At 56.4% G+C, this 12,987-nt stretch carries 12 protein-coding genes; 11 read left to right on the forward strand and 1 reads right to left on the reverse strand.

What is annotated here, in order from left to right:
* Positions 1 to 164 precede the first annotated feature (164 nt).
* Positions 165 to 845, forward strand: a complete 681-nt coding sequence (locus RRY12_10550) for a DUF1643 domain-containing protein (GenBank protein ID MEG2185108.1) — start codon at positions 165 to 167, stop codon at positions 843 to 845.
* Positions 846 to 940: 95 nt separating this feature from the next.
* Here the strand turns inward: RRY12_10550 and RRY12_10555 are convergent, their stop codons facing one another.
* Positions 941 to 1,129: a hypothetical protein gene (locus tag RRY12_10555; GenBank protein MEG2185109.1), complete on the reverse strand. Its 189-nt coding sequence runs from the start codon at positions 1,127 to 1,129 to the stop codon at positions 941 to 943.
* Positions 1,130 to 1,433: 304 nt separating this feature from the next.
* On the opposite strand from RRY12_10555, the gene RRY12_10560 reads away from it, so the two are divergent.
* The 10 genes from RRY12_10560 to rlmD form a co-directional block, all read left to right on the forward strand.
* Positions 1,434 to 2,843 carry a sodium:solute symporter family protein gene (locus tag RRY12_10560; GenBank protein MEG2185110.1) on the forward strand — a complete coding sequence of 470 codons (1,410 nt, stop codon included), beginning with the start codon at positions 1,434 to 1,436 and terminating at the stop codon, positions 2,841 to 2,843.
* Positions 2,833 to 4,170, forward strand: coding sequence for an ATP-binding protein (locus RRY12_10565; protein ID MEG2185111.1), 1,338 nt, complete (start codon positions 2,833 to 2,835; stop codon positions 4,168 to 4,170). The genes RRY12_10560 and RRY12_10565 overlap by 11 nt, the downstream gene beginning before the upstream one ends.
* Positions 4,151 to 5,503 carry a sigma-54 dependent transcriptional regulator gene (locus tag RRY12_10570; protein MEG2185112.1) on the forward strand — a complete coding sequence of 451 codons (1,353 nt, stop codon included), beginning with the start codon at positions 4,151 to 4,153 and terminating at the stop codon, positions 5,501 to 5,503. The genes RRY12_10565 and RRY12_10570 overlap by 20 nt, the downstream gene beginning before the upstream one ends.
* Positions 5,490 to 6,719 carry a hypothetical protein gene (locus tag RRY12_10575; GenBank protein MEG2185113.1) on the forward strand — a complete coding sequence of 410 codons (1,230 nt, stop codon included), beginning with the start codon at positions 5,490 to 5,492 and terminating at the stop codon, positions 6,717 to 6,719. The genes RRY12_10570 and RRY12_10575 overlap by 14 nt, the downstream gene beginning before the upstream one ends.
* 218 nt (positions 6,720 to 6,937) lie before the next feature.
* The gene (locus RRY12_10580; protein ID MEG2185114.1) at positions 6,938 to 8,140 is read left to right on the forward strand and encodes a divalent metal cation transporter; all 1,203 of its coding nucleotides are present in this window, start codon (positions 6,938 to 6,940) and stop codon (positions 8,138 to 8,140) included.
* A gap of 50 nt (positions 8,141 to 8,190) precedes the next feature.
* On the forward strand, positions 8,191 to 8,928 hold the full coding sequence (gene pxpB / locus RRY12_10585; GenBank protein MEG2185115.1) for a 5-oxoprolinase subunit PxpB: 738 nt from the start codon (positions 8,191 to 8,193) through the stop codon (positions 8,926 to 8,928).
* 1 nt (position 8,929) lies between these two features.
* A complete protein-coding gene (locus RRY12_10590; GenBank protein ID MEG2185116.1) occupies positions 8,930 to 10,000 on the forward strand; it encodes a biotin-dependent carboxyltransferase family protein in 1,071 nt (356 codons plus the stop codon).
* A 7-nt stretch (positions 10,001 to 10,007) separates the two neighbouring features.
* The gene (locus RRY12_10595) at positions 10,008 to 10,781 is read left to right on the forward strand and encodes a 5-oxoprolinase subunit PxpA (GenBank protein MEG2185117.1); all 774 of its coding nucleotides are present in this window, start codon (positions 10,008 to 10,010) and stop codon (positions 10,779 to 10,781) included.
* Positions 10,778 to 11,587: a putative hydro-lyase gene (locus RRY12_10600; GenBank protein ID MEG2185118.1), complete on the forward strand. Its 810-nt coding sequence runs from the start codon at positions 10,778 to 10,780 to the stop codon at positions 11,585 to 11,587. The genes RRY12_10595 and RRY12_10600 overlap by 4 nt, the downstream gene beginning before the upstream one ends.
* A gap of 116 nt (positions 11,588 to 11,703) precedes the next feature.
* Positions 11,704 to 12,987 (forward strand): 23S rRNA (uracil(1939)-C(5))-methyltransferase RlmD (rlmD, locus tag RRY12_10605; protein MEG2185119.1); only part of this gene is annotated, 1,284 nt, incomplete at its 3' end.

The following is a 12,987-nucleotide window of genomic DNA, read 5'->3' on the forward strand; positions in this document are numbered from 1 at the left end:
GTTTTCCGCTCCATTTTTTTATTTTAACGCAAGCCTCCCCAAAAACGTTACACATTACGGCCACACTTTCTTTAGTAGAAACCACATCTGTTGTACCACTGAAATCACCGTGTCCCGTCGCCTTTTTCGCCTCTATTATGATAAAAAAGCGGAGGCGATGTAAAATGTTTGATTTCAATGATTACAGAAGATTATCCACGATGCTCCACCCACTGCCGGAGGGAGTGTCCGCCGTATGCGTTTTGGGCGCGCCCACGCGGCCTGAGAACGAGCCGAGCGAGGACGGCCTTCACGACGCCTTTCTGTGGCGTCCGTACCTTGAGCAGCAGTGGGGAGGGCCGGACTCCGAACTACTGATGTTCGTGCTGATGAACCCCAGCTCCGCCGACGCAGAATATAACGACAACACGACTCGAAAATGTATGGAGATAGCGCGCGAACACGGTTTTGGCGGAATGATAGTGACGGAGGTGTGGGCGCTTCGCAGCACCGGCAATGAATGGCTCCTCGCGGAGCCGGGCGCGGCGGGCTCGGATATGGAATATCTTCAGATGTTCACAAGCGGAGATATCGACGTAGGCACGGAATATTATCAAAGCCTGATGCACCTTCACGGCGACATTGACTTTATAGCGGCGGCGCTGCAAAATCCGCGGGTGGAGACCGTCTACTGCGGCTGGGGCTCGCACCCGGAGGCCTCCGCGCAGGTTCGTATACAGAAGATTTCTTCCGTTTTGCAGGCTTCGGGAAAAAATATCGTCTGCGGAGGCCAGAACGAAGACGGTTCGCCAAGATACGCGCTGTACACGCCGGCCGGTTCCCCGTTCGTACCATTTAACCTTTAAACAGACAGATACATAAAGCAAGAGGCCCCAGCCGCCGGATGTCCGGAAGAAGCAGGGGCCTCTTTTGTTTTATATGCGCGGCGGCAAAGATCGCGTCACTCGGAGATCTTTAGTTTTATAAAGTCTCCGTTCAGGTTCCAGCTTTTTTCTATGACGTTGTCCGTAAAGCCGCCCTGCATCCACGGAAGCATATTCGCCATGCCGTAGGCGTCCACCGCCGCTATGAAGCGCGCGCCGCTCTCGTCTATATACAGGTATACGCCCTCAGGCTGTTGTTTTGCCATTTTGATATGCCTCCGGTTTCGTTCTCTTAATATTTTTATTATACTACATAGGAGGCGCGGCGCAGCAGAAGTCAAAATTTTATAATTTGTCGGGCCTTATGCGCAGGGCGTACCGGCGCGTCGCCGCCTGTTCTGTATCGGCGCTCTTTGGGCTATAATCATCCTGTGTGGATATTAAAACATTCGGTCGGTTTGGGAGTTGACGGTTTGAATCTTACGGCTTTTATATGGGTTGTTTTTATTATGCTTATCCTAATGCCCGGGATATTCGTATATTTTATCCGCCGCGCCGGGAGGAGATAGCTTGTCGCCGCTCATCTATTATCTCGTAGCCTTCGGCGCCTATACCATTTCGATAATCCTTCTGACGGGGCAGTCCTTCGCCCTCAAGGAGACGATGCGCTCTTTTTATCTCGGCAGTTCGAGGTTTTCCGCGTTTCCCACGATGGCCACCTTCTGCGCGACATGGATGAGTCCGCTTTCTCTCGTCGGTTTCAGCATGTGGTTTTACAACGACGGCTATATCGCCTTCTGGGCCTCCGTCAACGGATGGATGCTCGGGCTGCTCTTCTTCCCGTTCATCGTGAGGCGTCTGCGCGCCGTGAAGGCGGCCTCTCTTCCGGAATGGATGGAGATGAATTACGGAGACTGGCGCGTCAGAAAACTTGTCGCGCTTACGATGGTCTTTCTGTACGTCATCTATCTTGTCATCCAGTTCAGAGCTTTTGGGATAATCGTCTCGTATATGCTTGAGATACCGCAGGGGTTTGCCGCAACTTCGCTCATCTATCTGTTTGTGCTCTACACTACCTTCGGCGGCTATATCTCCGTTGTGCGCAGCGACGTGCTCAATCTTTTTCTTATTATACTCGGAGTGACGGCGGCGGCCTATTACGCGATTCCGGGAGGGTTCTCCGCGGCGGAGGCGCAAAAGGTCTTTCTTGCGGAGCGCGACCTCGCCTCTTTAAAGGATATTTCCGCAGCTCAAGTCTATTCCGCCTTTGCCATCATGCTTGCCTGGGGTCTCGGCGTCGCGGGCAATCCGCAGTACACCATCCGCATCATCGCCTGCCGCAGCAGCCGCGACGCCTATAAGATGCTCTCCTGGTCTCCCTATATAATCGGCTGGATATATCTCTGCCTCACATTTTTCGTCATGGTCTGCCGTTCCAAGTATCCGGAGGTCGGCAATTTTGAAGAGACGCTTGCCTTCGCAAAGCTGGGGCAGTTTATCCCGCCCTTTGCCGGCATGCTGCTGCTCGTCTGCGTCATAGCCTCCGCCGTCAGCACAGCAAATTCTCAACTGCTGCTTGCGGCCTGTTCCCTCTGCTACGACCTTCTGCCGCTTAAGCGTGTGGCGGGCGAGGCCGGGCCTTTTCAGGAGGAAAGCTTTTTGCTGGCAAACAGGATAGCGATAACGGTCATCGCCTCTGTGGCGCTTTTGCTTGGGCACGCAGGACTGCCAGGATATATAAGGCTGGGCACTATAAGCTGGACGCTTGTGGCCATCGCCTATTTCTTCCCGCTTTTTACTCCGCGCCTCATTGTGCGCGAGATATTGTTTTTCGTGCTGCTAGCCGCTATCATCGCGCAGCTCGTCGTAGTCTTTATATTTGGGATAGAGCCTGAGTACGCCATGCTCTATGTTCTGGCCGGAGAGGGCGCTGTCTTTTATATCTACAGAAAGTACGGAGAATTTTACCATGCTGCGTAAGGTGAGCCTCGAGACTGTGATGAAATGGATATTTTTGTTTCTCGCGCTCTCAATGGTGCTGCTGACGCTTGGCACGAGGCTACATCAAAATTATCAGTATAAGCTGAAGACGGCGCATGACGCGGCGGAACGGCTTTCCAGGCTGCTTACGCATTATGACCTGAATTATTCAAAAGAAGTTATCCAAAACGAGCTTGGGAATTACTGGCGGCTCGCAGGCGCGAAAGAAAAACCGCTGCTGCGGCTTCGGAGCGCTGAGGGAGAGCTTGGTTTTTCGCCAAACCCTGAAGCCATCTATATCGACATGGTGGAGGAGGAGCGTTATTTAATACTTGTTGGGATGCTTGGGCTTATCATCGCCGTCGAGCTTGCGGTATTTATTTCGTACATCCTGACGCGCCCCCTTCGCAGGCTGACCTGGATGTGCAAGGAGGTTGCCTCGGGGCGCTCCGTGCATCTTCCGCAGACGCACTTTTCCCCGTATGAGTTCAGCGAGCTTGTTGACCGCTTCAATCTTATGTCGTCGCAGCTTGATCGATGGCGCGAGGTGCAGCGGCAGCTTAGCCGCATGGACAGGCTCGCCGCGCTTGGAGAGATGATCTCTGGGCTGTCGCACGAGATACGCAACCCGCTCGCCAGCATGAGGATACAGACGGACCTGCTGCAGGACGAGGTGGAGCGGCTGAGCGTCGGCGACGGTGGCGCGCAGGAGATCGACGACGCAAAGGAACAGATAGCGGTGCTTGGCAGCGAGATAGACCGCCTCAACACCATAGTTATGCAGCTTCTTTCTTTTGTGCGGACTCAGCCCGCCGTGACGAGCCCTACGAAGCTTGACGACCTGCTGCCGTGGGCTTGGGCGATGCTCGGGGCGCAGGCGCAGAAAAACGGCGTCAGGCTGCTGCTCAAAAGCAACGCCTGCGACGCGCCGATAACGGTAATAGCGGACAGGGACGCGCTGCGGCAGGTGGTGATGAACCTCGCGCTCAACTCCGTTCAGGCTATGGACGGGCTTGCCGGAGACAGAAAGAGGGAGCTTGCTATCACTATAGGCTATAATCGAGCTATGGCCGGAGAAGAACGCCGCGGCCTCATAACGGTCGAGGATACCGGGTGCGGCATCCCAAGCGGTATAGAGCACAGGATATTCGACCCGTTCTTTACGACAAAAAAGGACGGCACAGGGCTTGGGCTCTCCATCGTGCAGAGGATAGTCGAAAGCATCGGCGGCACTCTTTCCGTGGACAGCGGGCCGGAGGGCACGGCCTTCAAAATTTATTTAAAACTTTACGACGGGGGCGCACTGGATGAGCATTTGGATAGTTGACGACGAGATCAATCTGGCAAACGGCCTGAAGCGGGCCTTTGAAAAAAACGGACACAGCGCGCAGTGTTTCTACACGCTGCATGAGCTGCAGGAGGCGCTTGCGGTGGGAATACCGTCGCTTTTGTTTTTTGTACATTGTTTGCCGGACGGCAACGGCCTTGACATGCTTCCGATAATAGAAAAGCTGGCGCCGCGCTGCCGCGTCATTATGATGACGGCCTTCGGCGATTCCAGCCTTGTGGTGAAGGCGATACGCCAAGGCGCCTATAATTATCTGGACAAGCCCTTTCCGCTTGACGCCGCGATGAATATGATAAAACGCGCCTTTGAATCCATACAGCTGCAAAATCAGGCGGAGATGATCTCCGCCGACGAAACGAGCCTGCTGCTCGGTTCGTCGGAAATAATGAAGAAGGTGAGCGAGTCTCTTTTGAAGCTGGCGCCCTATCGCGACGCCTCCGTGCTGCTCACGGGCGAAAGCGGCACGGGCAAGGAGGTAGCGGCGCGTATGATACACCGTGCCTCGCAGTGCAAAGGAGAGTTTATCGCGGTCAACTGCTCCGCCATACCGGAGGCGCTGCTTGAAGAGGAACTTTTCGGTTATGTGAAGGGAGCGTACACAGGGGCCGACTCAAACAAGCCCGGTCTTGTCGAGGCGGCGGACAACGGAACGCTCTTTCTTGACGAGATCGGCGACCTTCCGCTCACGCTCCAGACGAAGCTTTTTCGCTTCATCGACCAGCGCACCATCCGCCCGCTCGGCGGCACAAAGGAAAAGAAGGTGAGCGTGAAGCTCATCTGCGCCACCTGCCTCAACCTTGAACAGAAGGTAAAAAACGAGACCTTCCGCAAAGACCTGCTCTTTCGCATCTCCGTCATTCCCATCAGACTGCCTGCGCTACGCGAGCGCGGCAAGGATGTGCTTGAACTGGCCGCCTATTTCCTCGCGGATTTTTCCAAAAGGATGAACAAAGCGACGCCCGTGCTGACAGAAGAGGTGCAGGAGGCCTTCATGGCCTACCCGTGGCCTGGGAACGTCAGAGAGCTGCGCAACATGATAGAGCGCATCCTCATCCTGCGCAGCCAGAACGACGCCTTTGTGCGGCTTGCCGACCTGCCTATGGAGATGCTGGAGGTAAATTCCGGCGGTGCCGCGGGCGGGCTCATCCCCGAAGAGGGCGAGGCGCTTGGAGATACTCTCGACAGGGTGGAGAAGAACCTCATAACGGCTACGCTTGCCAAATGTTCCGGCAACCGCACGCAGGCGGCGAACATGCTCGGCATTTCGCGTTTTTCACTGCTTCGCAGGATGCAGCGTCATGGGCTCGAATGAGCTTCGGCTCGTCCTTACGGCAAAACCGGCGCAAAGACTGACGCCGAAAAATTTCATAGGCGCAAACCTGCTGCTGGCTCCCGCGCACGAACTTACGGCGATGTGCCGCGAGCTTATCGGCGACAACGCCTTCATCAGCTTTTCGCCGCCGCGCTCCCGCGTTACCAACATGAGCGACGACGATGTTTTCGCGGGCATTCCCGACAGACCCTCTATAGACGCGGCGCTGTTTTCGCAGATATGCGCCTGCCCCGGCTTTTCCGCGATGACGGGTGTTGCCGCCGGCGCCTCCTTTTGGAGTTCGCTGCTTGATACGAGGGGATTTCTCAACAGCTCGGCGGCCGAAATAGCGGAAATGACCTCAATAGATATGGCCTGCGTGACTCGGTTTTTGGAAAACCTTCAAAATTTTGTGGAGCCGGCGGGGCTTTTTGCCGCAAACATGGAGGCGTCGCTGCTTTTACAGCTCAAAAGGCGCGGCTTTGAGGGTTCTTGCGCGTGGCGTCTGCTGACAGAGGCCAAAGAGGAGCTTACGGCGGGCCGGTACGGAGAATGCGCGAAACTGCTAAACATCAGCGACGCTGAATTTAAGGCGGCCTTTTCTCTGCTACGCTCGCTCGACCCAGCTCCCGGCGCAAATTTTTCATACGCGGCGGCGGTCGTGCCAGAGATAGAATTTATAGTGGAGGAGGGCGCGGTGCGCCCGAGGCTGGTTTTAGAGAATATGCCTGCTGTCGAAAATTATTTTGCCGACTTCGAGGCCTCGCCGCGCGACCTGATACGGGCCGGATGGGCGCACGGGGAATGGAGCGCGGCGCGAGGCGCTCTAAAAAAACTGGGCCTTCGCTACCGCACGCTGCTTCGCGCAGCACTTCTTATAGCCGACGTCCAAAAAGAAAAGATAAGAGCGCCTGAAGCGCCGCCCGCTACACTCTCCTACGAAAACGCCGCCTCATTGCTTGCGCTGCACACCTCCACCGTCTACCGCGCAATGCAGAACACATGGTGCTCCATAGGCGGCAGGTCATACCCGATGAACATTTTCTTCTGCCGCGCCTCCGCCGGCAAAAAATCCAGCGTAGCGCAGATGAGGCAAAAAATTTTCGCGCTGCGCGCAGAGGGGCTTTCAAACAGAAAAATCGGCGAGCTGCTCGATATGCCGGAGCGGACGGTAGCCTATCACAGCGCAAAAAACGCAAAAAAAATGCGCGGCTGACCGTGCCCGCATTGCCGCTTACGCAAAAACGCGCCTCTTCTGCCCGTGTGTGCGGATACCGACTGTGCGGATACCGCACGCCTTCTCATATTGCCATTTCGCGCCGTCTGTAATCCCGCTTACAGGCCGCGTTTCGTATATTTACCTTCGCCCTAAATTTCGGCAACTTTTTTGCATATATAATAGTAAGCACCAAATTTTAGTGGGAGGTTACAAAAATGGCGGACAAGAAAGATAATGCTTCTGTAGCAAGCGTACTCATCGGAGCGGCGTTCCTAATGGCGACTTCAGCGATAGGACCCGGATTTTTGACTCAGACGGCCGTATTCACGGACAAACTCAAAGCGGCCTTCGCGTTCGCGATCGTAGTCTCGATTATCATCGACATCATAGTCCAGATGAACATCTGGAGGATACTGGGCGTATCTGGCAAACGCGCGCAGGACGTGGCAAACGAAGTCTTCCCCGGCCTTGGCTATTTCCTCGCCATCCTGGTAGCCATCGGCGGACTTGTCTTTAACATCGGCAACGTAGGCGGCGCGGCTATGGGCCTCAACGTAATGTGCGGCGTGCCTCTCGTGCCCGGCGCCATACTTAGCGCCGTCATCGCCATCGCCCTCTTCCTCAACAAAGAGGCTGGCAAGGCGATGGATATGTTCACGAAGGTGCTTGGCGTCATCATGCTCGCCATGGTCGCCTTTATGGTCATCAAAACACAGCCGCCTGTGGCGCTTGCGCTTAAAGAGACGGTGCTTCCCTCTACGGTGGACTGGCTCACGATACTGACGCTGGTCGGCGGCACGGTCGGCGGCTACATCACATTCGCGGGCGCGCACCGCATCATCGACGCTGAGATCACCGGCGTCGGCAACCTCGAAAAAATCTCACGCGGCTCTGTGACCGCGGTCTGCATCACGGGCGTAATGCGCTACATGCTTTTCCTCGCCATACTTGGCGTCGTAGTGACGGGCGTAGCTCTTGACCCGAAGAACCCCCCGGCGTCGGCCTTCCTGCTCGGAGCTGGCGAAATAGGTTACAGGATATTCGGCGTCATCCTCTGGTGCGCCGCCGTCACCTCGGTAGTTGGCGCCTCCTACACCTCCATCTCCTTCCTGCGCACTCTCTTTAAGCAGGTAGACATGAACCATCGCTACTGGATAATGGGTTTCATCTGCATCTCCACGGCAATATTCTCAACTATGGGCAACCCTGTTACGCTGCTTATCTTCGCGGGCTCTCTGAACGGCCTCATCCTGCCGGTCTCGCTCGGCGTGGTGCTGCTTGCGGCCAACAACAAAAAGATAATCGGCGAAGGCTACAAACACCCGATGGTGCTGACGGTTCTTGGCTGGATCATGGTACTATTTACGGCATGGATGGGCGTCAAGTCGCTTGCCGGAATAATGAAGCTTTTCGGTTAAATTGGTCTCTAAAAAGATACGTTCATCTTTTATGACAAGGGGTGGTGTCTGTGGCAGTATATATTGACGAACCAAAATTTCTGAAAGCGGGCGAATCATGCGTCGTCGTAGAGTTCGCGGATGAGATAGACCGCGGCGCAAACGACGCAGTAACTGCCCTAAAAAAATATCTTACGACGCAGACGAGGACTCCCGTTGTGGAATGTCTGCCGACGTACAGGTCGCTTGCAGTCTATTTCGACCCTACCGTCGTAAGCGCGGAGGCGGTAATAAAAGAGGCGCGCGCGGCGGGCGCGGCAGAGAGCGCAGAGTCGGGCGCAGCGCATACGGAGATATCTATCCCAGTATGCTACGGCGGCGAGTACGGCCCTGATATTGCAAACGTAGCGGAGCACGCTGGCATCACGGAAGAAGAGGTTGTAGCGCGCCACACCGCCCGCCCGTGCCATTGTTACATGATCGGGTTTCTTCCCGGCTTCGCCTACCTCGGCGGCATGGACGAAAGCATCGCCACGCCGCGCCTCGCAAACCCGCGCACCGTGATAAACGGCGGCAGCGTGGGCATAGCCGGCAAGCAGACGGGCATCTATCCGATAGACAGCCCCGGCGGCTGGCAGCTTATAGGGCGCACGCCGCTTCGGCTGTTCACGCCGGAGGCGGCGCGTCCGACGCTCATCGAGGCGGGGTACGAGGTGCGTTTTGTGCCGGTCTCCGAGGACGAGTACAAAAAAATTGAGGCCGAAGTTGCCGCGGGCGTCTATAAGCCCGTCATCACGGAGGCGATGTGATATGGAACTTACTGTAAAAAAGCCGGGAATGCTGACGACGGTGCAGGACCTAGGGCGCTGGGGATTTCAGTCAAGCGGAGTCCCCGTGGCGGGCGCGATGGACCTTCCCGCGCTCAAAATTGGAAACGCAATGCTTGGCAACGACGAGAACGCGGCCGCTCTTGAAGTGACGCTCGTAGGGCCGGAGCTTGCCGTGTGCGGCTGCGGCGCCGCGGTCTTTGCGGGCGCGGAGCTTGGCTTTTCCGTAAACGGCAAAAAAATAGGCTCGTGGCGCGCCGCAGTCCTTCAAGACGGCGACGTCATATCCTTTGCCGGGCCGTGCGGCGCTGGCTGCCGCGGGATGCTCTGCTTTGCGGGCGGCGTGGACGTGCCGCCAGTGATGGGCAGCCGTTCCACCTTTACGCGTGCAAAAATCGGCGGCGTTGAGGGGCGCGCGCTCAAAGCGGGCGATGTCATAAAAACGCAGGAACCCGCGGCGCTCTGGAAACGGCTCGACGGCTTTGCCGTGGACGCGGCATCGCTTCCGGTCAATCCAAAAGAAGAGCCTCTTTTGATAATAAAGGGACTCCAGCAGGATGCCTTTACCGAAGAGGGAGAAAAAACGCTCTTTGACTCCGAATACCTTATCTCAGCGCAGTCAGACAGAATGGGCTGCCGCATGGAAGGGCCTGAGGTAAAGCACACGGAAAGCGGCGCCGACATAGTCTCCGACGCCATTCCCCTTGGCGCGGTGCAGATACCGGCTCACGGGATGCCTATAATAATGATGGCCGACCGCCAGACGACGGGCGGCTATACGAAAATAGGCGTGCTTGCGCCGCTTTCCATCGCGGCGCTTGCGCAAAAAATGCCGGGAGAGACTGTGCGCTTCCGCCGCGCAGAGATAGCGGATGGCGAAGCGGAGCAGCGCCGCATAAAAGATGCGGTCGAACGAGTCAGGCAGATGCGTTTTTCCTATGTCTCGCGCGCAAAAGAGAGTCCTGCCGCAGCACCGGCCGCCGTATCGGGACATTTCATCCTCACCGTTGATGGGAAAAGCTATGATATAACATGTCAGGAAATAAAGGAGTGATTCGACCATGTATAAGGTTGACTTAAACAGCGATATCGGAGAAAGCTTCGGAGCCTACACAATGGGACGCGACGCGGCGGTGATGGACGCGGTGACCTCCGCGAACGTAGCCTGCGGATTCCACGCGGGAGACCCGCTCGTTATGAAAAAGACGCTTTCCGCCTGCGCCGAAAAGGGCGTAGCGGCGGGCGCGCACCCGGGATATCCAGACCTTGTGGGCTTCGGCCGCAGAAACATGAAATGCACGCCGGACGAAGAATATTCCGACTGCCTCTATCAGATAGGCGCGCTTGCCGCCTTCTGCCGCGCAAACGGCATGACGCTCCAGCACGTCAAACCGCACGGCGCCATGTACAACCAGGCGGCGAAAGACCCTGCGCTTGCAAAAGCTATAGCCCGCGCCGTAAAGGACGCGGGAGAAGATATAATCCTCATGGGCCTTGCAAATTCGGAGTTTGAACAGGCGGCGAAAGAGGCGGGCATCCCGTTCGCGGCTGAGGCCTTCGCGGACCGCGGATACATGCCCGACGGCTCGCTCGTGCCGCGCTCCCAGCCCGGCGCCGTCATCCACGACGCTTGCGCCGCTGCAAAGCGCGTCGTCCGAATGGTGACGGAGGGCACCGTAGAGGCTGTCGACGGAACTATCATCAATTTCAGGCCGCAGTCCATCTGTATGCACGGCGACACGCCCGAAGCAGTTGAAATGGCAAAGGCCGTGCGCGCCGCACTTGAAGCAGCCGGCGTAAAGGTAACTAATCTAAAGGAGGTAGTTCTGGGATGACGCTTCCATTTGACGTAGCTCCTTTTTATTCAACATCGGCAAAAGAGATGCGCGAGCTTATCCGCGCCGGAGAGTGGAACTATCCCACATCGGGCCTCTGCCACTGCAACGTGCAGGCCAACATGATAGTGCTGCCCAAAGAATGGGCCTATGACTTCCTCGTCTTTGCCCAGCGCAACCCGAAGCCGTGCCCGATACTCGACATCACAGAACCAGGCGAATTTGAGGCCAAACTCATAGCGCCAGGCTCCGACGTCCGCACAGACATCCCGAAGTACCGCGTCTGGAAAGACGGAGTGCTCGCGGACGAACCGTCAGACGTAATAAAATACTGGCGCGACGACCTGGTAGCCTTTCTGCTCGGCTGCTCCTTCAGCTTTGAGGGCGCGCTGCTTGAGGCCGGCATCCCCATCCGCCACATAGACATGAACTGCAACGTCCCCATGTACATCACAAACATACAGAACAAGCCGGCTGGGCGTCTTTCAGGCCCAATGGTGGTCAGTATGCGTCCCGTGAAATTTGAACAGGTGCCAAAGGCCGTCCTCTCAACGGGAAGATTCCCCGCAGTCCACGGTGCGCCCATCCATGTCGGAGATCCGTCGGCCATCGGCATAAAAGATGTAAACAAACCGGATTTCGGCGACGCGGTAGAGATTCGCGAAGGCGAGACGCCTGTGTTCTGGGCCTGCGGAGTGACGCCTCAAGCGGTGCTGATGAACAGCAAACCGCCCTTTGCCATAACGCACGCGCCGGGATATATGTTTATAGGCGATCCCAAGGATGTAGACTACGCCGTATTTTAAACTGCGGCGTAGATAACGCGGATTAGATGCGCGAAGAGGCTGCCGCACGCGCGGCCTCTTCGCGCAATTTTATTAAAGACCGCCGCAGAAAAGGCTCACAAAAGGTTCAAAATTTAGTGTATAGTATTGCCATGATGATGCAGGGAGATAAACTCAACGTAACAATAGCGGATATAAACAACGAGGGTGAAGGCGTGGTGCGCGCCGGCAGCGAGCGCTTTGTGCTCTTCGTGCCGGACGCGCTGCCCGGCGAGGAGGCCGAGGTGCGCGTCGTCTCAAAAAAGAAAAATTACGGCACGGCAAAGCTGCTGGAAAGGCGCAGTACGTCGCCGGACAGAACAGCCCCGGTATGCCCCTCGTTTGGAAGGTGCGGCGGCTGTCAGCTTCAGCATATAGCATACAACGCACAGCTTAAAATGAAAGAAAAGACGGTGCGCGACGCACTTGAACGCATCGGCGGCTTTCACGCGCCAAAGGTCGCGCCATGCGAGCCGTCACCGAGCCAGTGGGGATACCGAAACAAAGCCTCTCTGCCCGTTCAGTCCTTTTGCGGCGAACGCGTCCACGCCGGTTTTTATAAAAAGCGCAGCCACGAAATAATTCCTTACACACAATGCGCCGTGCTAGACCCTAAAATCAACGAGATAGCGCGCGCTCTGCTTGCAGCGCTGAAAGAGGCCGGCTTTTGCGGCGTTCGCGAAGGCGGCGGCCCTCAGTCCGGGCTGCTTCGCCACGTCGTAATAAGACAGGCGCGCTTCACAGAAGATTCACTCGTTGCCGTCATCGGAAGCCGTGCGCTCTCTGACGCTGAAACGCGCCGCCTCAACACCGTCGCGAAAAAAATCAAAGGACTCGGCGGCCTCGTTTACAACATAAACGCGGAACCGGGCAATTTTATATGGGGAAGCAGAACTATCCCTATCTTCGGCGCGTCCGTAATGACGGAACGCCTCGGCCCCTACAAATTCACCTTTGAAGCCTCGTCGTTCTTTCAGGTAAACTCCGAACAGGCGGCGGCGCTCTACGAATGCGCCGCGAAACTGGCGCTCGCAGACTCTCCAAAAAACATACTAGAACTATATTCCGGTACCGGAAGCCTCACAGTATTTCTGGCCGCAAACGGCGCCGCCGTCACCGCCGTAGAAAGCTGGCTTCCCGCCGCAAAATACATAAAAACAAACGCCGAACAGAACGGCATAACTACAATAACACATAAAGCGGCGCAGGCCGAAGATATAGCGGAAGAGCTGAGCCGAGGCAGCTACGACACTGTAGTAGTAGACCCGCCGCGCACCGGCTGCGACGAAAAAGTAATAGCCGCCATAATAAAAATATCCCCCAAACGTGTCGTCTACGTCTCCTGCAACCCCGCCACCCTGGCCCGAGACGCCGCAAAACTA

Source organism: Cloacibacillus sp. (genome assembly GCA_036655895.1).
In the GTDB taxonomy this organism is placed as follows: Bacteria; Synergistota; Synergistia; order Synergistales; family Synergistaceae; genus JAVVPF01.